We start from the raw sequence: 23,273 nt of genomic DNA, 5'->3' as shown, positions 1-23,273 counted from the left end.
ATCGTAGATGTTTCATGTGAAACAAAAAAAGAACGAGAAGAAAAATGGCCGCTTTTTCTTCTCGTTCTTTTTATGCTAATTCGTTTACCGTTTCTACTCCAAAAACAGCAACCCAATCTTCCTGAAAATCAGTTACTGCTTTTTGAATGGCGGGCATTGCCAAGCCTTGTGTCACGAGTTCTGGTGCGATAGTGACCGCTTGCGCCCCCATTTGACAGGCTTGATTAATTTGTACCACGTTTTTAAAACTAGCAGCTAAGATCTTACTCTTTGCGTTCGTCCGTTTAATTTCTGCAGCTAAATGCTCAATAACCTTTTGAGAATCAATTGTTAAATTCTCCATCCTATTATAATACGGTGCTAAATAATCTGCACCTGCCGCAATCGCTAGGTAGCCTTGAAATTCTGTATAAATAGCGGTTGCTGTTATCCGATAATTTGCCTGCTTAAGTTGTTTGATGGCTGCCAAGCCTGCTTCATTGACTGGGATTTTAATGAATGTTTCTTGGCCTAATTGTTGTACAATGGTTTGGGCATCTTCTAGCATCTCTTCTGTCGTTTGACCGACCACTTGGACGTGCAAACTCGCTTGTCCAATCGTTTTTTTGATTTCTTTCATCTGCGCAAAGAAGTCAATTTTTCCTGCTTGCTTAACAATACTAGGATTAGACGTTACGCCTGCCAGTGGTAAAATTTTCTGATACTTTCGAATAGCCTCAAGATTAATTGTATCTAGCATAAATTCCATCTTTTACGTTCCTCCCTTAAACGATAATTATAGAATAGTGATTGTTGTACCAACAGTTATTTCAGGAATAGCTTTTTCTTCAACGTATAATGTACCTGGTAATTCAGGTGTTGTTGCGCCATCAAATTTAATAGTAATGTGACCCAATGTGTCTAAATTAGTTAATACTACCTCGCCTACAGCGGTAATCTGGTAAGTTTGTTCATCAATCACTAACGTTTGCTTGTCCGTAATCGCTTCTGTGACTGGCTGAACCTCAATGTTATAACAATAATCTGCTAAAGCATCTGGTGCATCTTTTCCAAATAAGATGACCATTTTTTCTTCTTTAAATAATTCGGCTTCTGGTCCAATAGACTGAACCTTTGTTGTAAATACTGACATTTCCCATCCTCCAAAAAAATTTTTTAACTATACAATCCAAAACTTGCTAACCAAGCAACTAGTACTCGAGGGGCACCATTTAAGAAACGAGAATATAAAACAGAAGGGACCCCGACTTCAACGGTTTCGGCTTCAGCTTCTTCCAAGCCTAAACCCACGGGAATAAAGTCGCACGCGTTTTGTGTATTAATAGCAAACAATGCTGATAGAGCTAGTTGTGGCGGAATGTTGCCTTTCCCAATTTCCACACCAATTAACGTTCCAATTACTTGGCTGATTACTGCTCCAGGACCTAATAAAGGAGAAAGAAACGGCAGAGAACAAATAAAACCAATAATTGTTAACCCCACAATGTTTCCTGCCAATGGCGCCATGATATTGGCAAAAAATTCACCAATTCCTGAACCTTGAATCACACCAATTAATAAAGAAACAAATGCCATAAACGGAATCACTGTGTTGATCATCGTTTGTACGCCTTCACGGGCTGATTGGTTGAATGTCGCTACAACTTTTCCTGCACCCATACCAATTTTTGCAACAAAACTTTGTTGTTCCGCTTTTTGTTCAGTAATTTTTTTACTTGTATCATATTTAAATTCTGTTTTTTTCGAGGTGGGCTTTTCTGTATCAGCAGCAGCTTCTTCTGATGTCAATGTAATCTGTTTCGGGCCTACAGCGGAAACATAAATTGTCTCATTAATGTATTGTGCTAAGGGACCACTTTTGCCAGTTGGAACAACGTTAATAGTAGGAATTCCTTTTTTAGGATAAATTCCGCAACGAAGAGTGCCTCCACAATCAATAATGGCTAATGCGATTTCATCATCTGGAATCGATGTCTTAAAACCATTGACCGCTTCCATTCCTGTCAATTCTACGATTTTATCAACAATTGCGGGTTTCTCGCCGCCACCTGTAATGTAAATAAATTTATGTTTTTCTTCTGTCGGTGTAATCACTAAGGGCCCACCATAACCGCCATTTCCTTTAACTACCTTAATACTATTGTACGTCATCTCACCTTGCTCCTTTCTAATCCACAGCAATCTCTACTGTTTTACTAAGGGTAATTCCTTGTTGTTTGCAAACATAGGCGGTAGTGAAATCGGTAACCCAACCGCCAATAAAATTCATTAATATCCCTACAAACATATAGCGAATCGCTAGGTCCATCGAATTTAGTCCTAACGTATCAATCCCTTGCGCAATCCCTAACCAAACGAACAATTCACCAGGATTAATATGAGGAAAAACTCCATTACTGGTATGACAAAATTGCGCTTGTGCAGCATAATAGCTAGGTTTATAGTATTCTGGTAAAAATCGAGCCATCGTAAAGGACATTGGATTGCCTAACATAAAAGCGGATAAAAAAGGCAACACTAAATACCGCGTAACAGGATTTTTGGCAGAAAGTTTGGCTACCTTGGTTACTCTTTCTTCTCCTAGAAAAGCAATTAAAGTATTCATAGCTACCATTAACATCAAAACAACAGGTACGATGCCTGTCATCCAAGAAATAAATGTTTCTGCTCCTGTTTGGAAAAGGTGCATAAATCCTTCCGCAAATTTTGTAATATAAGACATTACTCGACACTTCCTTTCAATTTTGTTTGTACTTTATTTTTCCATAATTGCCATTGAATTTTGGCTCCATTAAGCGGCGTTAATGGTTGTGTTTCTTGATAATTGCCAAGCTCAACACGTAAGTAAATTTCTCGTGCATTTTCCATCGCTTGTTGGGTTAATTTATTTTCCTTTTGTACGAGCGGATGGTAATGATCCATATAATGAATATCCTCGTTCACGTACTGAGGTAAGGAATGAAATTTAGCTAGAACAGTGACACCTTGCATCTTTCTAGCGGCTAAGATTTTCCCTTGTGAATCCACAGCAAACAAGATAATCGTGCCTGCTTTTAACTTCCCTGCACGTCGACCAATCGCGACTTTCCCTAATTGTCGCAATTCTTGGTAGTTTTGATTAAAGTGTTTAATCTGTTTCATTCCCATAGCTATCTGAACGAAGTAAGCTGTTAAAAAAAGCGCCCCGAATACGTAGATAAAACTCATATGATAATCCCCTTCCTTTGCATCCACTCTTTAACCGCTAAAACATCTCGTTGCTTCCGTAACTCATTACGTAAACGTTCGTCTCCTGCGATTGTAAACAAGCGGTCATATAGTTGTAGTAACTCTGCTTCAACAGTGGCCGTCAGCTCTTCTGGAATACCCAACAGCAAAATAACATCAACTTTACCTTCTGGTGTAACCAGTGATTCTTCAAAAACCCCAATCGATAAAATAATCGTTGGTAAGGCTTGATTAATTGTATGGGGAAAGGCAATCCCCGATTCAAAAATAGTTGTTTGTTGATCTTCTCTAGTAAAAATTCGTTCGATAAATTGGGGATCTACTAATTTTTCTGCTTCTAAATCAGCAATCATTTTCTGGATATTCGCTCGGTAACCTTGAGTATTCTCTAATAATTGATAGGTCATATGAATATTTTGAGATTCCACGGAACGAATTTCTTTTGCTCTCTGCCACTCATTTCTGAGCCAAGTATCGTTAAATAAATTAGTTAAATGGATCATCGGTGTTTGTGGTCGAATATTTTTTAAGGGAATGGTTGTAAAAATAGCAAAATATTGATTCAATTCTCTTCTCTCTGCCTCTTCTTCAGAAAAATGGGCAATCTGGACGTCTGGACCCAAAACTTTTTCCAATTGCCGCTGAATGATCAAGGCCGTTCCATGACCTGTACTGCAGATTACAGCGATTTCTTTTTTGGCTCCCGCTTCATAGTTCCCTCTCAATGCTAGCTCAAAATACAAAGCGAGATACCCAAATTCAACCGTCGGCACACAACGATTTAACAAACGGCCCAATTCTTGCAAGCCAATCTTGGCTAATTCATAGGCCAGAGGATATTGTCGTTCAATTTCTCCATAAAATAAATCGTGACACTCCACATGAAAAACGAGTCGATTCATCACGTTTCTTAAATGATCTTTCATTTCTGAAAACAAGAAGTCCTCATCAAATTCAACAACAACTGAATGATGAATTTTTTTCATCATTTTTTGAAAATAGTCAGCTAAGAGTCCTTCATCAGCCAATAAAGAATTACGAATATGGTTTGTGTTGATGTTAAAAGGAAAGCTGATAAAGGAACGTTCCCATTGGCTTAACGTTACATTATAGGTTATTTCCAAGTGATACATCAGTTCTTCAATCTGCTCGTTATGACGAACATAATCAACATATTCTGGTGGTAGTTCCGTAATGAGTTTTCCAGCTAAAACACGCTGCAAAACAATTGAAACCACTCTTCGTAAAAGAAAACTATCTTGTTTCGCTAGTCTTGTTTCTTTGATTATTTTTTGTATCATTTGTTTGGTAGTTTCATGAAGAAACTGTTCTTCAAAATATTCTTGGACGTAATTCACATGAAGTAAGCGTAAATCAAACTCTTTTCCTTCTAAATGAATGCCACGGTTTGGCGTGCCTACAACCGCAACCTGCCAAGGAGCAATCAGCTCTTTCATGCGCTTAATGTCTTTATTAACTGTGCCGCGACTAACGGCGAGTTCTTCGGATAAATCATAAGTTGAAATAAATTGATCTTCTTCTATTAATCGTTTGATAATGTAGGAAACACGCTTGCTTGAAGAATTAAAATCAGATTCCCTTTTTAGCCGTCCAGACAAAACCTCTTCAAAACCTTCAAAGTTATTGATTTCTAACTGAAAGAGATTTTCCTTCTGAATAATTTGGGCGATACCGATTAATTCATCATTCAATGTATCAATGTTTTTACGAACTGTTTGAGGACTTGCGGCTAATTTCTCTTGCAATTCCTGTAAGCTCATTCCTTTGTGATCAACTAGTAATTTTATTACTTGGTACCATCTATTTACTAGCGTCATTTAGTTTTCCCACCTCTATCCTCTTGTTTTACCTCCAGCTACGTTTGTGGTGATGCCTGTAATATAGCTTGAACGGTCTGATAAATAATAGCATACTAAGTCAGCGACTTCATGGAGTTTTCCGCTACGACCTAATGGAATCGTACTTGTTTTTGAATAACCTGCTCGCAATTGCTCCACAGAAATGTTTCGTGTATAAGCCAATGCTTCTTCGTATGCTAAAGTGCGCAAGCCCGTTTCTTCCATAATGCCTGGCGCAATCCCCACGACACGGACGTTTGATTTTCCTAACTCTTTAGCCCATGAACGTGTATAACTGCTGACCGCTGCTTTCGTTGCAGCGTAGGCGCTTTGCCCTTCGGAGCCTTCTAATCCAGCTTCTGAAGACATATTAATAATGACACCTGCTTGTTTTTGTACAAGAATCCGGCCCACTGCTTGGCTCATTAGGTAGAGCCCTTTTTGATTGATGGCTACAATTTTATCGAATACCTCATCCGATAATTCATAAGGCCCATGAGGATGATTTTTATCCACCAATAGACGAGGAATATTGATTCCGGCATTGTTTACTAGGCCATCTACTGTTCCAAATTTTTCCACCACTTGAGCGACACCCGCTTCTACTTCTGCTCGAGAAGTTACATCGACTTTCACAAAGAGTAAATGCTCATGTTGCGTTTCTGATGCTGAAATATCAAAATTAGCGACATAGACCTCTTGCGCTAACAAGCTTTCAACAATGCTGCGACCAATACCAGATGAGCCTCCTGTAACAATCACTACTTTTCCTTTAATTCCTAACCAATCTGTCATTTGTTCCACTCCTATCATTTGTTTGCGCTTTCAGTATAGGTCAGTTTGTGAAATTATTTAAGACAGTCTTTTTTTGCAGTTTAGAAAAAAAAGTAGACTAATTCAAAACAAAAAAACAGTTGCTTCTTCACAATCAATCATCCGTGAAGAAGCAACTGCTTCAAATTTTTATTATCCTTGCACTTTCGCGATTTTTCCTTGTTCGATGTAGACCATCAAAATGCTAATGTCAGCGGGATTCACACCGCTGATACGGCTTGCTTGGGCAATCGTTTCTGGTTGGATTTTTTGTAGTTTTTGTTTTGCTTCTGTAGCCAAGCCGTTAATCGCTTGGTAATCGATGTTTTCTGGAATGCGTTTTGCTTCCATGCGTTTTAGTTTCTCAACCTTTTCCATGGCTTTTTTAATGTAGCCTTCGTACTTGATTTGAATTTCTACTTGTTCAATCACTTTTGGATCGAGCGCCTCTTCAGGTGCGGGAATAAATTGAGCGACTTCTTGATAACTGATTTCTGGGCGTTTCAGAAAATCTCTAGCTAAAATACCGTCTTTTAAGCCAGCAGCGCCTTTGGTTTCCAAAAATGCTTGCACTTCTTTGGTTGGTTTAATCCGATGTTTGCCTAAGCGGGCAATTTCCGCTTCAACAGCCGCTTTTTTGACTAGATAGGCGGCATATTGTTCTTCTTTGACTAAGCCAATTTCATGACCCATTTCTGTTAAACGTAAGTCCGCATTGTCATGTCGTAAAATCAAACGATACTCCGCACGTGACGTTAATAAGCGATAAGGTTCGTTAGTGCCTTTTGTAACTAAATCATCAATCATGACGCCAATATAGCCATCACTACGTTTTAATACAAGAGGCTCTTTGCCTTGAATTTTCAATGCAGCATTAATTCCTGCCATCAAGCCTTGACCAGCAGCTTCTTCGTAGCCACTAGTTCCGTTCGTTTGACCTGCTGTATAAAGATTTTCAATGACCTTTGTTTCTAATGTTGGGCGTAATTGGTGAGGGACTACCACATCGTATTCAATGGCGTAACCTGTACGCATCATTTCTACTTTTTCTAATCCTTCAATAGAATGAAGCATTTCTGTTTGGACATCTTCTGGTAAAGAAGTAGATAAGCCTTGGACGTAAACTTCTTCGGTATTCAACCCTTCTGGTTCCAAGAACAATTGGTGTCTTGGTTTGTCTGCAAAACGAACAATTTTGTCCTCGATGGATGGGCAATACCGAGCGCCCACACCTTCAACAATCCCAGTAAACATTGGGGCACGGTGTAGATTTTTTTGAATAATTTCATGCGTTGTTTCATTCGTATAAGTTAACCAACAAGGTTCTTGGTTTTGATTGTAGGCACTATCTGGCGTGCTGTAACTAAAGTGGTTGGGTTCTTTATCGCCTGGTTGTTCCTCTGTCACAGAATAATCAATCGTACTTGATTTTACTCGCGGCGGCGTTCCTGTTTTAAAGCGATCGATTTCTAAACCTAATTCTTTTAAATGATTGGCTAAACCAACGGAAGGTTGCGAATTGTTTGGTCCTGATGAATATTTTAATTCACCAATAATAATTTCGCCACGCAAGGCAGTACCGGCAGTAATCACCACTGCTTGACTACGGTATGCGGCACCTGTTGAAGTTACAACACCACGACAAACGCCATCTTCCACGATTAATTCTTCAACAATCCCTTGACGAAGGGTTAAATTTTCTTCTTTTTCAATGGTATGTTTCATTTCTGTCGCATAGGCATGTTTGTCAGCTTGCGCGCGCAACGCACGCACTGCTGGACCTTTACCAGTATTTAGCATCCGCATTTGGATGTAGGTTTTATCAATGTTTTTACCCATTTCGCCGCCTAATGCATCGATTTCTCGGACAACGACTCCTTTGGCAGGTCCACCAACAGAAGGGTTACATGGCATAAAAGCAACCATATCTAAATTAATCGTTAAAAGTAACGTTTTAACGCCCATTCGTGCGGCTGCTAAGGCTGCTTCAGAGCCAGCATGTCCAGCACCGACGACAATAACATCATATGATTCTGCTTGATATTGATTCATAAAAAATTCCTCTCTTGTCTTATTTTCCTAAACAAAATTGACTAAATAACTGTGTAATTAATTCATCTTGGACACTATCGCCGACGATTTCCCCTAAATAATCCCAACAACGGGTCATATCAATTTGAACTAAATCGACTGGCATACCTGCTTCGATGCCGTTAATCACTTCTTGTAACGAAATCGCTGCTTGATCCAGCAAAGCAATATGACGTGTATTAGAAATATAGGTAGCATCTTTTTCGCCTGTTTGGCCGCCAAAGAAAAGATCAGCAATTTTCGCTTCTAACTGGTCTAAGCCTGTGTTTGACAACACCGAAACGGATAAAATTTCTTCTGCAGGGACTAATTCTTGTAATTCGTTAGGATCTAGTTTTGTCGGTAAGTCCATTTTATTTAAAAGAATAACGCGTTTTAAGCCTTTCGTTGCTTCCAACAGTTGACGATCTTCCTCTGTCAATTCTTCGCTTTGATTTAAGACTAACAAAATTAAATCCGAATCTGCTAACGCTTTGCGGCTACGTTCGACACCAATTCGTTCCACAATGTCTTCTGTTTCGCGAATCCCCGCTGTATCAATTAATTTTAAAGGAACACCGCGAACGTTAACGTATTCTTCAATGACATCACGTGTCGTTCCAGCAATATCTGTAACGATAGCTTTTTCTTCTCGTAACAGATGGTTTAACAAACTGGATTTCCCGACATTTGGTCGGCCAATAATTGCTGTACTTAGACCTTCTCGCAAAATTTTTCGTTGTTTAGCGGTCGTTAATAATTGTTGAATCTGCGCTTTCACAAATTCGGCTTTTTCTAAAAGTAATTTCGTGGTTAATTCTTCGACATCATCATACTCTGGATAATCAATATTAACTTCTACTTGCGCTAAAGTATTTAAAATTTCTTGTCTTAATGAACGAATTAACGCCGACAAGTTACCATCCAATTGGTTCAATGCAACATTCATCGCTTTATCCGTTTTAGCACGGATTAAGTCCATCACTGCTTCTGCTTGTGAAAGATCCATTCGGCCATTTAGAAAAGCACGTTTTGTAAATTCCCCAGGTTCGGCCATTCGTGCGCCTTCACGTAACAGTAATTGCAGTAATTGGTTCACCACGACAATGCCGCCATGACAGTTAATTTCTACCACGTCTTCTCGTGTAAATGTTTTCGGTGCCCGCATCACAGAAAGCATGACTTCATCAATCAATTGATCGTTTTGCGGATCAACAATATGACCATAATGAATCGTGTGCGTGGGGACTTTAGCTAAATCTTTAGTGCCTGACCGATAAACTTTGTTTGCAATAGCAACTGCTTGCTCGCCACTTAAACGAACAATACTAATCGCACCTTCACCTGGCGGCGTAGAAATCGCCGCAATTGTATCAAATTCCATTGTAGCTGATTGCATAATTAGCTTCCTTTCTTCATAACAACAAAAAAAGCGCCCACTCCTCCTGCATTAAAAAATTCAGGTTGGATTTAGCACTTTCACTGCTTGTTCCTTCGATTTTCTGAAAATAGAATAGCACATTTTATTCTATTTGGCAATTTTTCTTCATTAAATGGAACGAGAAAACGTATCATTGAGTGGGGAATTCTCAACAATACGTTTTCTCATCTATAGGAATTAAAGGAGAGAGCTAGTTTTTACGTTTGCGTTTGATGATTCCCATGCTCGCAAGGAGTGCGACAAAGGCGCCAAACAAACTTGTTGTCACGGCTGAAGACTCTTTTTCACCTGTGCTAGGTAAGTAGCCTGTTTTCCCGTGATTTCCAGTGCCATAACTGATGGTACTTAGTTTAGGGTGGTAGCCACTACCATTTGTACCGAGGCCATTGCCTAGTGAACCTAAGCCAGAACCTGTTGTGCCTAAACCAGAACCTGTGTTTGAACCATTCCCATTATTCCCGCCAGTTGCGCCATTGTTTCCTGTGTTGCCGCCTGTATTGCCGTTATTTCCGCCAGTGTTACCATTGCCTCCTCCAGGATTCGTTGGGTCGGCTGGTGTCATGAAGGTTGTAGCCGTACTGTAATGTCCTGCGCCATCGGTAGCTGTCGCAAGTAAACTTTGTTGAGCAGTCGCTTGTCCCGCTGTTAATTGGATAGCGAAGTTGCCTTCAGCATCGGTGGCACCTACAGCAATCACACTTCTTAATAGTCGGTTACTAATTTGAATGATTCGGTTTGGTTCAGCTGTTCCTTTGATGAGGTAACCGGCTTTAGACGTTCCTAAAACTGAAGAAACAGTTGGTGCCGCAATTTTAATTTCTGGTTCTCCCGTAATATCGGCTGGCGTCATAAATGTGGTTTTAGGACTCACATTTCCTTGTGTATCTGTGGTTAGTGCGGTTAACGTTTCTTTTTCTGTTGCTAACCCTGCTGCAATATGAACGGAGAAGGTGCCTCCAGTAGTTGTATTGCCACTTGCCAATAATTGTTCACTGCTATTGTAAAATTGAACCGTGACATTTGGATCAGCAGTTCCAGTGACTGTATAGCCATTGGCTTTGTTTCCTTCAACCTTCGTAATAGTTGGCGCCGCTAAAACAACATCCGCTGGAATAACGGCTGTAGCTGGTTGACTTTCATTGCCAGCGCCATCTTTGCTAATAATCGTAATCGTTTCTCCTGGTGTCACTACGCCAGCTGGTAGAGTCACCGTATATTGGCCGGTTTCGTTAGCAGTTGTAGCAGCAATGATGGTTCCGTCTGCGTCACGGACATCAATAGTGGTTTTTGGCTCCGCCGTTCCAGTGATTTCGTAACCTTTACTAGAATTTCCGGTAATAGAATCAATGGTTGGTGTGGCTAAGTCGGCTGGTGTAGTTGCTGTAGCTGGCTGGCTTTCTTTTCCTGTTGCATTTTTCGCTACGACAGTTATTGTTTCGTTAGCTGAGGCCTTCCCTGGCTCTAAAGTCACTGTGTATTTGCCATCAGTTCCAGTAGTTGCCATGCCAAGGACTGTGCCATCGGCGTCACGCACCTCAACTGTTGTACCAACTTCTGCTGCTCCTACTACTTGATAGCCGTTTGTCGTGCTACCAGTGATTTTGTCAACAGTAGGTGTCGCGACTGGTGCATCTGGATCAGCAGGTGTTTTGAAAGCAGTCGGATTACTTTCTTTCCCAGCAGCATCTTTCGCAATGGCAGTTAAGGCTTCGTTAGCTGTTGCTGTGCCCGTCGGAAGAGTGATTGTAAAGGCGCCAGCACCATCAGTCGTTCCCGTAGCAATAACTAAACCTGCTTCATTGTGAATCTCAATGGTGACATTTGGCTCTGCCGTGCCGGTTACTTGATACCCAGTGGCAGTTGTTCCTGTAACAGTCGTCACAGTTGGTGCTGCTACGGTTGCATCTTCAGGGACCGTCACTTCCGTTGGTTGACTTTCATTGCCGTCACCGTCTTTTCCAACAACTGTTAATGTATCACCAGGATTAGCGGCTCCCGCTGGAAGGTCCACAGTAAAGTTTCCTTGATCATCCGTTGTCGTTGTACCAATAATTGTTCCATCTGGGTTCCGTACTTCAATGGTGGTATTAGGGTCCGCCGTCCCAGTGATTTCATAACCAGTTGTTGAATCTCCAGTAATGTCACCAATTGTTGGTGTGGTAACATCAGCGGGTGTCATAGCTGTAGTTGGTTGACTCTCAAGTCCAGTATCATTTTTAGCAACTACATTCACTGTTTGTTTAGCTGTTGCTTTTCCTGAAGCTAACGTCACAGTATATTGGCCAGTCGGTCCAGTTGTTGCGGTGCCTAAAACTGTTCCGTCTGTTGCACGAACTTCAATGGTGGTGCCAAGTTCAGCGGTACCTGTCACTTGATATCCTTGTGTTGTATTCCCAGTAACTTTGTCGACACTTGGCGGTGCCACTACTTCATCTGCTGGTGTTTGGAAGGTTGTCGGTGTACTTGTATTGCCAGCAGGATCTTTGGCTAACGCTGTCAATGTTTCATTCGCATTTGCCGTCCCAGCTGGAAGGTTCACAGCAAAGGAACCAGTCCCATCGGCAGTCCCTGTTGCAATCACGTTCCCATCTGCATCACGAATTTCGATGGTAGCATTCGGATCAGCGGTGCCTGTCACCTGATAACCAGCAACTGAATTACCTGTTACTCCTGTTACAGTTGGTGCTGTCACCGTGGCATCAGCAGGAACAAGGACTTCAGTCGGTTGACTTTCATTTCCTGCGTTATCCTTTCCAATCACTGTTAACGTATCCCCAGGATTTGTCGTTCCCGTTGGTAGCGTTACAGTAAAATCACCATTCGCATCAGAGGTACCTGTACCAATGACTGCCCCAGCTGGATCACGAACTTCGATTGTTGTGTTAGGGTCTGCTGTTCCTGTAATTTTATAACCCGAACCAGAGTTGCCTGTGATGTTATCAACTGTTGGTGCAGTGACATCAGCTGGTGTTGTCGCCGTTTCTGGTTGACTTTCCGTGCCACTAGCGTTTTTCGCTACAACGCTCAGCGTTTGATTGGCTGTTGCTTTTCCTGGATCTAAAGTCACTGTATATTTTCCGTCAGTTCCAGTTGTTGCAGTACCAAGGACCGTGCCAGCTGCATCGCGAACCTCAATGGTGGTGCCAACTTCAGCAGTCCCTTTGACCTCATAGCCTTTTGTTGTACTACCTGTTACAGTCTCAACAATTGGCGTCGCCACGGGCGTATTAGGATCCGCTGGTGTTTGGAACGTTGTTGGCGTACTTTCTGTACCGCTGGCGTTTTTCGCTACGGCGGTTAACGTTTCATTGGCGCCTGCTTCACCTGCGGGAACGGTAACTGTAAATGCCCCTGTCCCATCGGCGGTACCTGTGCCTATTACGGTGCCTCCTGCATTTCGGATTTCAACCGTGGCATTGGCGTCGGCAGTTCCTTTAACTTCGTAACCTGCCGTTGAATTACCTGTCACTCCTGTGATTGTTGGTGCGGTTACGGTTGCTTCATCCGCTGGCGTTTGGAACGTTGTTGGCGTACTTTCTGTACCGCTGGCGTTTTTCGCTACAGCCGTTAATGTTTCATTGGCACCTGCTTCACCTGCTGGAATGGTAACTGTAAATGACCCTGTCCCATCAGCGGTACCTGTACCTATCACGGAACCTCCTGCATTTCGGATTTCAACCGTGGCATTGGCGTCGGCGGTGCCTTTGATCTCGTAACCTGCCATTGAATTACCTGTCACTCCTGTGATTGTTGGTGCGGTTACGGTTGCTTCATCCGCTGGTGTTTGGAACGTTGTTGGCGTACTTTCTGTACCGCTGGCGTTTTTCGCTACGGCGGTTAATGTTTCATTGGCACCTGCTTCACCTGCTGGAATGGTAACTGTAAATGCCCCTGCCCCATCAGCAGTACCTGTACCTATCACGGAACCTCCTGCATTTCGGATCTCAACCGTGGCATTGGCATCGGCAGTTCCTTTAACTTCGTAACCTGCTGTTGAATTGCCTGTTACTCCTGTTACGGTAGGTGCGGTTACTTCACTAGTAGTACCTGCAGCAAAATAAATGTTGGATACACCGTCTGCTGTTGCTAATAAATTAACGTCTAAAAGATCTGTTTGAACGACTGTTCCTACAAAACGAGCATCTAAATTATTGGATAAATTTTGAGGTGTTGAAACGGTAGTTGGTAAAGTAACCGTAGTTGCGCCTAGTAAAGAAGCATCCACTAACTCATTCACACCTGAACCACCAACCGCTAATAAAGGCAAAGCACCTGAAACAGCCACGTTTACCGTGCCTTTGACAGGAAGCAAGGCTGCATTTATGGCTGTGGCGACAAGATTACTTGGGATACTGGTTCCTTTTGCCTCCAAAGCTTGAACGGCCGCATTCAAATCTTGTAAGATGTTTGAAACATTTTGGGCTAAAACTAACCCTAAACCATCACTAATTGGTGCGCTAATGTATGAGCCGTCAGCTGCTAATGTTTCCGGAGCTGTAAATGAAGCAGCACCTAAGTTTTCAATGTTATTCACTAATTCCAACTGACGATTCACTTCCGTCAAATCAATATCAACACCAGTTAAATTCCCTAACGCTCCACTTGTAATTTGAGTAATGACATTGGTTAAATCATTGGCTGCATTCAAAACGGCGGTCAAAAAAGTAACTTTTGAAAGATCAATCGTAACGTTGGTATTGATTGCTGCGCTGCCTGCTGCAGCTACATTTCCTCTTAACTCAGGAGGAATCACTAACACCGCTTGTTTTTGTCCACTAAACACAGCGGAAGCATCTGCTAAAGCGCCACCAGAAACCGTGAAATTAACTGGTTGATTTTGGTTTGCGGCTGTCCAACGATTACTCGTTGAAGTACCACTGTCATTATTTGACGTAACATTTGATAATAGTTCGATATCCAAGACCGCTGCTGATGCACTGATTGTGCCAGAGGTAACAGCTATACTTACAGGGATTGCTAATGACGTAAATAATAAACCACTTGATATTGCTAAATTAAGCATCTTGCGTTTTGTCCATTTTTTATGCTGACTTTTCCGATTAAAATCCTCAACAATTTTCTTTTTCATCTGATCGTCCCTCTTTTCTTTAAAATAAACGATAAATACCAAGATCATTAGCTTCCCCTAGTTGTTCATCTCCCCCTTTAGCGATTTAAATGGATTTAACACCTGCAGTTTAGTACATTTCCTCAGCTTTTCAAAATATAATGCTGTGAATTTTTATATAAAAATTCATTTGATAACAAGCATCCTGGATATGTTAAAAAACTCACTAATTCATTAGTGAGTTATTATACAATGAGAGGAAAATGAGGAAGTTTATACATTTCTCCCCAATCATTAAAGATAAATAAATTATTTTATTATAACTTATCGTTTGATAAATCGATAATTAAATAACGGAAAATTTTTTTATTTTTTTGAGAAATTCCACTATTATTTTTTCTGCTTCTTTGACTGTTTTTATCAATTTTATGGCTGTAAGTCATAAAAACTTTACATCAAAAAAATGACTCTAATCTATAACAATTTTTTCTGTTTTTAAGATTTTTTTATGAATTTTTTTATATTAAAAAAATTTCATAAAAAAAGGCGACAGCCGTTTTTGAACGAATGCCGCCTTTTAGATAAACAAAAACCTGATTCTAAAAGAATCAGGTTTAGGAAAAGCAAATCAAGATTCGCTTCAACTGTTTATCATCGTATTTGTATACTCTGATAAGAATGATTTCGTAATAAAATATACTGTGTTTCGTGGTATTTGTCAATCGCTTTCTTGAATTCTCTTGAGACCTTTCCATAAGCATATAAGGTCAAAATAACTGACCAAATCAGCGTTGTAACTATCTTTTTAATTAAGGCGTCAGCCAATTTAATTTCATTAGTTTATCTAAAAACACCACCAAAATTAAAGCATCTGCACTGCCACCAATACTCCAATTTTTTTCTTTGAATAAGTGATTCAATCTTTCTAAACAAAGGGTTCCCCGTAACGTTTGTGTCCCCCCTAAAGCAAAATATTCCTGGATTAACGGTTGATATATTTCAAAAATTTGGACATTTTGACTTCGTTTAATCAAATTCGTATCCTCAACATAGAGCGATAAATAAAGGAGCGTATCAATGAGTTTTTGTTGTTGTGTGCCTTGATGTTTTTGATAATAAGGCACTCCCTGTTTAAAGACAGCGGGATAACCTTGTTGCGCCTCTCCACGGATTCCAGTCAAGCCATGCTGAACAAATAGTCGTTCACCCCAAGTTAGTTTTTCTAGCTCATTCGTAGCGAGGTTTTCAAAGTCGGCCAGTAAGTCTTGCGTCATTGTTTGAAGCGTTTGTTGAAACAATTGTAAGGTGCAAGGGGTCTCCCAAATCATTAGACGACCACAGATAGCTAAAAAAATACCTAGAGAAAAAATCGCTCCTTTATGTGTGTTGATCCCTTCTGTTGCCTCAAACATCGCTCGTTCTGCTTCTAAACCAACTTGTCGAATCGCGCGAAATGTTGCCTCAATTGGCAAATGACGTAGCTCTGTCCCAGCTTGAACGAAGGCTTCAAAATAAGGAGTCAAAACTACACTACTTTCTAAAAAAGTGAAAACATCCATATCTTGATGGGCGCCTGCATCGACTGGATCCACCAAGCCTGGTTTATTTAAACAGGTCACTTCATAGAGTAGTGCCAATTGTGCTTGCTGCGCTAATTTACTCCTTGCTTGCTTTGTCATTGCCTTTTACGTCCCTTCTTCTGCCGTGGTCTTTTCTTGTTTTATATAGTCTAGTACAGCATTAAAAACCGTGTCAACTACGCCGCCATCAAATACATTAGGTATAAATTTTTCTGCTGTGGGTTCTGAAATCATAGCGGCCAAGCTTCGTGCTACTGTCATTTGCAAACCGACATCGACTTTTCTGCCTTTCGCTGCCAATAACCCTTTAAAAAGACCTGGAAAAGCTAAAATGTTGTTCACTTGATTCGGATATTTGGAAGAACCAGTTGCTAATAAACGGACACCATTGGCTTGGGCGAGGGCTGGTTCAATTTCTGGTTTAGGATTTGCTAAAGCAAAGATAATTGGGTCTTGGCTCATTGATTTAATCAGGGCTGGCGTTAGCACATCCGCTTCTGATAAGCCTAAAAAAACATCCTGATTGACGACAGCGGTGGCTAAATCTTTGTTTTCTACTGATGGTTTTATTACCTGTCGAAGCAAAGCACGTTGGTAAGGATTCAATGTCGGGTCTTCTTCTCTTAAAACACCTTGGCGATCTACTAAGGTGAGATGCGTAATCCCCGCTTGAATACATAACTTAGCGGTCGCTACACCAGAAGCTCCAACTCCGTTAATCACCACACGTAATTCATTTAAAGGTTTTCCTTTAATTTTAGCTGCGTTAATTAGCCCAGCTAAAACGACAATGGCAGTGCCTTCTTGGTCATCATGATACACAGGAATGTTCAAACGTTGTTGAAGTTTTTCTTCAATTTCAAAACATTTTGGTGCAGAAATATCTTCTAAATGGATTCCTGCAAAACTATTTTGTAAATTTTCAATTGTTTGAACCATCTCGTCCACTGATTTTTGTTCCAGTGCTAAAGGAATAGCATCGACCCTCGCCAAATTTTTATAAAGTAAAGCTTTGCCTTCAACAATTGGCAAGCCCGCTTGCGTGCCCATATTGCCGAGACCCAGAACAGCTGACCCATCTGTAATAACCGCAATTAACTTACCACTAATGGTCCACTCGCGCGCTAATTCATGATTTTGGGCAATCATTAAACTCAATTCTGCGACACCAGGTGTATACATTTTGGCTAAATCATGATGGTTTAACACCGCTTCTGTTGCTTCAAGACTTAGTACACCAATATTTTTTTGATGAATTGCTAGAACTTCTTCTAACACATTGTCACTTCCTTTCACGGGCTGCCTTTTTTCTATTTGATGAAGCAAGGGTTTGAACAACCGTTATCGTCGCTCAAACCCTTGCTTCTTTATACATTTGCGGAGCACTTGCCCGTTCTATTCTGGCAAGTCAAGTTTGACTGTCACTTTCTGTAACGGTACATCGTAAAAAGGATCTTCACGACGTCCTAAAAAGTCTTTTCCTTGTTGTGGGAACATCGCATATAATAGGACATCCTCTTCAGATTTTGCATATTGTTGGATTTCATTTTCTAAACTATGCAACTCTGGTTTCAATAAATCCGCTGGTCGACAAGTGATTACCTCTTCATCCCCAATGATTTTTTGCTTAATCTCTTCTGCGATAGGTGCTGGTGATTTGCCATATTCTCCGCGCACATAATCTTTGATTTCATTCGGTATTAAGGAATATCTTTCCCCAGAAATCACATTCATTAAGGCTTGTGTTCCAACCATTTGTGAAAGCGGCGTAACTAGTGGTGGATACCCTAAATCTGCTCTTACTTTAGGTACTTCAGCTAAAACTTCTTCATATTTGTCTTGTAAGCCTTGCTCCGTTAATTGACTTAATAAGTTTGATAACATACCACCAGGCACTTGATAAATCAAGGTTTTCGGTTCCGTATCTTTAACTTTAGGGTTTAAAATGCCTTCACTTCTAAAACGATCACGAATCGGATTGAAATAGTCAGCAATCTCTGTTACTTTTTCCATATTTAAACCTGTTTCAAAGCCTAAATCTTCTAACGCAATGGCTACAGATTCTGTGGCTGGTTGACTCGTACCACCAGCGAAAGAAGAGATAGCTGTATCGATGATATCCGCACCTGCTTCAGCAACTTTTAAATAGGTCATCTCAGAAATACCACTAGTCGCATGCGTATGCACCTCTAAAGGTAAATCAATGGCATCTTTCATTTTGCTCACTAATTCAAAACCAGTTTGTGGCGTCAAAACGCCTGCCATATCCTTAATACAAATGGAATCCGCTCCTGTTTGACTTAATTCTTTGGCTAATTTTACAAAGTAATCGATGGTATGAATTTCACTCGTAGTATAAGAAATCGCTGCTTGACAGTGTCCGCCAGCTTCTTTTGTTGTTTGAATTGCTGTTTGTAAATTACGGACATCATTCAAGGCATCGAAAATACGAATAATATCAATCCCATTTTCAACTGATTTTTCGACAAAGGCCCGCACCACATCATCAGCGTAATGACGATATCCTAGTAAATTTTGTCCTCGTAATAACATTTGAAGTTTGGTATTTTTAACTTCTTTGCGAATTTGGCGAAGACGTTCCCAAGGATCCTCGTTTAAATAGCGGACACAGGAATCAAACGTTGCCCCGCCCCACATTTCTAATGCATGAAATCCTGCCTCGTCCATTGTTTTAATAATCGGCAGCATATCTGAGGTTGGCATCCGTGTTGCAATTAAACTTTGTTGTCCATCCCGTAGCACCGTTTCTGTAAAACGAATTTTTTTACTCACTTGGCTGCTCCTTTCGTGTCAAAATTATTTCTGTTATTTTTTCTTGCATTGCTTCAAGACTGTGACGTCGATTTCGTCCACAGACTTTCGCCTCTTCTTGGCAAATAAAACAGCGCCGTGGTGGCAAGCCTAAATCTCCTCGATGAAGGCTTTTTAGTTCCTCATTTCCCCATAAAACATCTAGGTCCACTAAACGACCATAAGGATGTGTTTCTTCAATTTTGACCATTCTTTGTTTTAACTCTTGCGGGGCTAACGAAACCGCCAAATAATATTCAGGCCCTGTCTTTTCATTCCGGTAAAAATTAACAATCGGTACTTGATCCAGCAATTGTTGCTCGACTTCGTCAATTACTTCTAAAAAAACAGCCGTTAAGGTGGGCGAATTTTTTACTTCTCCAGGAATATTCATTGTGGCAGATAAGAGACTAGCTTCTGGTGCTGTTTCTAACAATTCCTTCTGTGTGGTAGCTCTTTGTTCGCGAGCATCCAACATCTCTAAAAGTGTTACTTTTTCCCCATTAAACATTGCGTACCACATCAATTAGACTACCATCTCGGTATTCAATTAACGCAACGACTTTGTCTCCATATTTAATTGGTTCCGGGGTGCCAACAATGTTGTAGGCTTTGTCTTTCAACTCTTCTAACGTAAACTGAGGAACATCTAAGGTTTTAAAACAATCAATTAAGTCTGTTCTTTTTGGATTGATTGCAATGCCGACTTCCGTTACTACGACATCGACACTCGTACCTGGTGTAACGACTGTATTTACTTGCTCAACGATTGTTGGAATCCGTCCACGAACAAGTGGTGCAATCACTAGACTCATTTTACAAGCCATACTTGTATCGGAATGTCCGCCAGAAGCACCACGGATGACACCATCTGAACCAGTAATGACATTTACATTAAAATCTGTGTCCACTTCTAAAGCAGATAAAATAGCTGTGTCTAATTGATTAATAACCGCCCCTTTGCTAAGCGGTGAAGCATACATATTGGCATCAATTTCATAATGATTGGCATTTTCCCCTAAAGAAATAGCTGATGGATGATCAAAGTCTTGGACGTCAATAATTTTTTCTACTAAGCCTTCTTCCAAAAGTTCCACCATTGCATTCGTAATTCCGCCTAAAGCGAAACTTGCTTTAATGCCATCTTTAAGCATTTGTTCTCTCATGAACCGCGTAACTGCTAGTGAAGAGCCACCTGTTCCTGTTTGGAATGAGAAGCCTTCTTTGTAGTAAGGAGAATGTGTAATTATTTTTGCGGCATATTCAGCAATCAATAATTCTTTAGGATTCTTTGTAAAACGTGTCGCGCCTTTGGCAATTCCATCTGGATCACCAATTGCATCAATTTCTACCACATAATCAACATCTGTTTGTGGAATACTAATAGGGGTATTAGGATATGGTACTAATGTGTCAGTAATGATGACCACTTGATCCGCATATTTTGCATCGACCATCGCATATCCAAGAGAACCACAGGTAGCTTTTCCTTTGGTTCCATTCGCATTTCCATAAGCGTCTGAACTTGGTGCACCTAAGAAAGCTACATCAATATGGATATCACCTGCTGCTACTGCCCGTGCCCGGCCACCATGTGAACGAATCACCACAGGATTTTCCATGATACCTGCTGAAATAGCGGCGCCTACTTTATCTCTCAAACCAGAAGAAGTAATGTTGGTGACTACTCCATTTTTAATGTGTTCGATCAAAGGTTCATGAACATTTGCAATTGAACTAGGTGCAATCGAAATGTTTTTCAGCCCCATGGCGGCAATCTCGGCTAAAACTAAATTCATCACATAGTCTCCTTCACGGAAATGGTGATGGAAAGAGATGGTCATGCCATCTTTTAAACCTGTTTTTTCAATTGCTTCACGAATACTTCCTAAAAGTTTTGTCTCCCGAGGTTTCACTGGTTTAATTGCTCGGCTCGCTTCTTGATAAGCATCAATGTGTGCTAATTCTCCTTCATAAATGCCATATTGCTCTGCATAAGATTGAGGAATGTCTTTGCCTACTTTATTTACTACCATGTCTATATTTCCTCCTTGGTAATTAATTTAGCCGCCAATGCTAACGCAATGACCCGTTCAGCTCGTTCAACAATTGGTTTATCAACCATTTTTCCATTTACGGAGATAACACCGGAACCTTTTGCTTCGGCTTCCCGAATGCCCCAGATTACTTCCTTAGCATTCTGGATTTCTTTTTCTGTTGGCGCATAAATAGTATTAACTAATGGGATTTGACGAGGGTTAATCACCGATTTCCCATCGAAACCTAGCTGTTTAATCAAACGAACTTCGGCTTCAAAGCCTTCCGTATTGTCTACATCTGAATAGACCGTATCAATAGCTGCAATCCCAGCTGCTCGAGCGGCATGTAAAATCATGCTACGAGCAAAGAATAGTTCTTGGCCATCTGGATGGCGCCGTGTTTTCATATTGGTAACATAGTCTTCGGCGCCTAACGCGATGCCAATCAAGCGAGCTGAACTTTTGGCAATCGCGGGCGCATTTAGAACACCTTCAGCCGATTCGATGGCAGCCATCATTTTCGTTGTTCCTACGGGAATGTCATTTTGCTGTTCTACTTCTGTAATGACTGCCTCGACATCAATGATATCTTGGGCTGTTTCTGTTTTTGGTAAACGAATCACATCGACACCAGCTAAGACCATTGCTTCAATATCTTCTGCGCCACCGGCATCTAAAGCATTGATTCGAACAACAATTTCAATATTGCCATAATCGAAAGTTTTCAAAGCAGAATGGACTAAAACACGGGCAGAGTCTTTTTCTTTTAATGAAACTGCATCTTCTAAATCAAACATGATTGAATCTGCCCCATACAAAGGTGCATCTCTTAGCATTGCTGCGTTCGCTCCAGGGACAAACATCATTGTTCTTCTTAAACGTTCCATGAGTCCAACTCCTTCCAATCATACGTTTCTTTTTCAGCGCCTCGATGTAAAACTGTAATCATCCGAGCTTTGATTGTACAATCTAATGCCCCTTTATCAATCGCCTTGACCGCAACGCCTTGGACATCTAAATGTTCCAAAGTTGTCGTAATCACCTGACGAATTTGATTGCCAAATTGTTTTTCGACACTACTTTCTAATTCAATGGTATTTTCTGTTGATTCAATGGGTTGGACGGTAATCATAATATCACTTGATTCTACTGTCCCTGCAGTAGCATTTTTGATAATCTTCACTTTCTTCACCTCATTAGTTTCTTGTGTTCTACTAAGTATTGATAACTTGTTGCTGGTAAAAACTTCTTGAGTGTCTCTTTGTCGCCTTCAGCCATCGCTTTGCGAACTTTCGTCGCACTAATCAGCTCTCCATCAATCGCTAATCGCGGGACAATGGTTAGCGTTATCGTTTGTCCGAAAACTTGTTGCATTGCTTGATTGTAGACATCGGTCACTTCTGAATAAGGCTCTTCTCCCACATAACGTTGCTGAATTTCAAGTATTGGCGCAATTCTTTCTTTAAATAACGTTGCATCAAGCGTTGCTTGAATTGCAGCTACCTCTAATGGCGCTTTTTCTTTCAAAAAATAGGTAGGAAAAGTCGCAGACGAAACTAAGTAATCTTCTGTAGATAGGACTGTCACATTGGGTAAATGGGCTACCCCTTTTTGCACCATTGCGAAACGTGCTTCTTTTGAAAACAGCGATTTATCTTCAGATAAAACAAACACATAAACGTGCGGACTTTCTTTGGCTGCTTTTTCGACTAAGTACTGATGGCCTTTCGTAAAAGGATTTGCATTCATGACAATGCTACTGGCTGGCCCTGCTTTTTTATGCTGTGTCAGGTAATCAAGATAATCGGCAAAATCTGGTTTGCCTTGCTCCATAAATAGCACCTCTTGATTCGCAACCACTTTTTGAAAGCTTAGCGACTGAAAAATTTGTTCATTTTTTGGTTTTGTATACAAAAAACTGTGTAATTGGTTTTCTTCTCTCAGTTTTTCAAGTAGATGAACCACCAATTGGGTTAACAAATTTTCAGATTGATATTTTTTACAAACGGCCACGCACTTAATCGTTTTGCCTGAAAGCGAGCCAGAGGCGATTAATGCTGTGTCATCATATATGCCAACGGTGTAATCAAGTGCTTCTGTCGTTTGCAATTCGGCTTTTTCCATTAATTCGCGCCAAGCTTGATAAGCTTTTTTATCTTTTTGCAACCAGATTCTTTTCATTGTATATACGCTGCTCACAGCAATAACCTCCTTTATTTTTTAATTGGAAATAATTTTGTTAGTAATTTAGATGCTAGATAAATGATAAATAAAACAACGAAAACGCCGCCCCAACCAAAACCTAACAGTTCAAAAGCAATTTTTAAATCTTCCATGTTAACAGACATGTATTCGTTCTCCTTT

Annotated in this window: 19 protein-coding genes; all 19 read right to left on the bottom strand. The window is 40.6% G+C overall.

Annotated elements, in window-relative coordinates:
- Positions 1 to 70: 70 nt before the first annotated feature.
- The 19 genes from AB1I62_RS14270 to AB1I62_RS14180 all read right to left on the bottom strand — a co-directional run bounded on the left by AB1I62_RS14270 (position 71) and on the right by AB1I62_RS14180 (position 23,257).
- Entirely contained in the window at positions 71 to 748 is a 678-nt protein-coding gene (locus AB1I62_RS14270; RefSeq protein ID WP_367019370.1) for a fructose-6-phosphate aldolase, read from the bottom strand.
- Between the two features lie 27 nt (positions 749 to 775).
- A complete protein-coding gene (locus AB1I62_RS14265) occupies positions 776 to 1,132 on the bottom strand; it encodes a PTS glucitol/sorbitol transporter subunit IIA (protein ID WP_002355981.1) in 357 nt (118 codons plus the stop codon).
- A 23-nt stretch (positions 1,133 to 1,155) separates the two neighbouring features.
- Positions 1,156 to 2,151 carry a PTS glucitol/sorbitol transporter subunit IIB gene (locus AB1I62_RS14260; protein ID WP_367019369.1) on the bottom strand — a complete coding sequence of 332 codons (996 nt, stop codon included), beginning with the start codon at positions 2,149 to 2,151 and terminating at the stop codon, positions 1,156 to 1,158.
- 16 nt (positions 2,152 to 2,167) lie between these two features.
- Positions 2,168 to 2,722, bottom strand: a complete 555-nt coding sequence (locus tag AB1I62_RS14255) for a PTS glucitol/sorbitol transporter subunit IIC (protein WP_002355983.1) — start codon at positions 2,720 to 2,722, stop codon at positions 2,168 to 2,170.
- The gene (locus tag AB1I62_RS14250) at positions 2,722 to 3,207 is read right to left on the bottom strand and encodes a transcriptional regulator GutM (protein WP_002368739.1); all 486 of its coding nucleotides are present in this window, start codon (positions 3,205 to 3,207) and stop codon (positions 2,722 to 2,724) included. The genes AB1I62_RS14255 and AB1I62_RS14250 overlap by 1 nt, the downstream gene beginning before the upstream one ends.
- Positions 3,204 to 5,066, bottom strand: a complete 1,863-nt coding sequence (locus AB1I62_RS14245) for an HTH domain-containing protein (protein WP_002367533.1) — start codon at positions 5,064 to 5,066, stop codon at positions 3,204 to 3,206. Before AB1I62_RS14245 ends, AB1I62_RS14250 begins: the two co-directional genes overlap by 4 nt.
- A 15-nt stretch (positions 5,067 to 5,081) precedes the next feature.
- Positions 5,082 to 5,882: an SDR family oxidoreductase gene (locus tag AB1I62_RS14240; protein WP_002355987.1), complete on the bottom strand. Its 801-nt coding sequence runs from the start codon at positions 5,880 to 5,882 to the stop codon at positions 5,082 to 5,084.
- Positions 5,883 to 6,053: 171 nt separating this feature from the next.
- Entirely contained in the window at positions 6,054 to 7,952 is a 1,899-nt protein-coding gene (gene mnmG, locus AB1I62_RS14235; protein WP_002355988.1) for a tRNA uridine-5-carboxymethylaminomethyl(34) synthesis enzyme MnmG, read from the bottom strand.
- A 19-nt stretch (positions 7,953 to 7,971) separates the two neighbouring features.
- Positions 7,972 to 9,369, bottom strand: coding sequence for a tRNA uridine-5-carboxymethylaminomethyl(34) synthesis GTPase MnmE (gene mnmE, locus AB1I62_RS14230; RefSeq protein WP_367019367.1), 1,398 nt, complete (start codon positions 9,367 to 9,369; stop codon positions 7,972 to 7,974).
- A 232-nt stretch (positions 9,370 to 9,601) separates the two neighbouring features.
- A complete protein-coding gene (locus tag AB1I62_RS14225) occupies positions 9,602 to 14,548 on the bottom strand; it encodes an Ig-like domain-containing protein (protein WP_367019366.1) in 4,947 nt (1,648 codons plus the stop codon).
- Positions 14,549 to 15,288: 740 nt separating this feature from the next.
- Positions 15,289 to 16,158 carry a triphosphoribosyl-dephospho-CoA synthase CitG gene (citG, locus tag AB1I62_RS14220; RefSeq protein WP_141435623.1) on the bottom strand — a complete coding sequence of 290 codons (870 nt, stop codon included), beginning with the start codon at positions 16,156 to 16,158 and terminating at the stop codon, positions 15,289 to 15,291.
- Between the two features lie 6 nt (positions 16,159 to 16,164).
- Positions 16,165 to 17,337, bottom strand: coding sequence for an NADP-dependent malic enzyme (locus tag AB1I62_RS14215; protein ID WP_367019365.1), 1,173 nt, complete (start codon positions 17,335 to 17,337; stop codon positions 16,165 to 16,167).
- A gap of 117 nt (positions 17,338 to 17,454) precedes the next feature.
- Positions 17,455 to 18,852: an oxaloacetate decarboxylase subunit alpha gene (locus AB1I62_RS14210; RefSeq protein ID WP_002359205.1), complete on the bottom strand. Its 1,398-nt coding sequence runs from the start codon at positions 18,850 to 18,852 to the stop codon at positions 17,455 to 17,457.
- Entirely contained in the window at positions 18,845 to 19,381 is a 537-nt protein-coding gene (citX, locus tag AB1I62_RS14205; protein ID WP_137274359.1) for a citrate lyase holo-[acyl-carrier protein] synthase, read from the bottom strand. Before citX ends, AB1I62_RS14210 begins: the two co-directional genes overlap by 8 nt.
- Positions 19,374 to 20,906, bottom strand: coding sequence for a citrate lyase subunit alpha (gene citF, locus AB1I62_RS14200; RefSeq protein ID WP_002355996.1), 1,533 nt, complete (start codon positions 20,904 to 20,906; stop codon positions 19,374 to 19,376). Before citF ends, citX begins: the two co-directional genes overlap by 8 nt.
- A gap of 2 nt (positions 20,907 to 20,908) precedes the next feature.
- Positions 20,909 to 21,796, bottom strand: a complete 888-nt coding sequence (gene citE / locus AB1I62_RS14195) for a citrate (pro-3S)-lyase subunit beta (protein WP_367019364.1) — start codon at positions 21,794 to 21,796, stop codon at positions 20,909 to 20,911.
- Positions 21,784 to 22,092, bottom strand: a complete 309-nt coding sequence (gene citD / locus AB1I62_RS14190; RefSeq protein ID WP_002355999.1) for a citrate lyase acyl carrier protein — start codon at positions 22,090 to 22,092, stop codon at positions 21,784 to 21,786. Before citD ends, citE begins: the two co-directional genes overlap by 13 nt.
- A gap of 5 nt (positions 22,093 to 22,097) precedes the next feature.
- On the bottom strand, positions 22,098 to 23,090 hold the full coding sequence (gene citC / locus AB1I62_RS14185) for a [citrate (pro-3S)-lyase] ligase (protein ID WP_367019434.1): 993 nt from the start codon (positions 23,088 to 23,090) through the stop codon (positions 22,098 to 22,100).
- Between the two features lie 32 nt (positions 23,091 to 23,122).
- Positions 23,123 to 23,257, bottom strand: coding sequence for an OadG-related small transporter subunit (locus AB1I62_RS14180; RefSeq protein ID WP_002356001.1), 135 nt, complete (start codon positions 23,255 to 23,257; stop codon positions 23,123 to 23,125).
- Between the last annotated feature and the right edge of the window lie 16 nt (positions 23,258 to 23,273).

This window comes from Enterococcus sp. AN402, assembly GCF_040719405.1.
In the GTDB taxonomy this organism is placed as follows: Bacteria; Bacillota; Bacilli; order Lactobacillales; family Enterococcaceae; genus Enterococcus; species Enterococcus faecalis.
The sequence above is the reverse complement of the archived record's forward strand: the minus strand, read 5'-3'. Positions and strand labels throughout refer to the sequence as shown.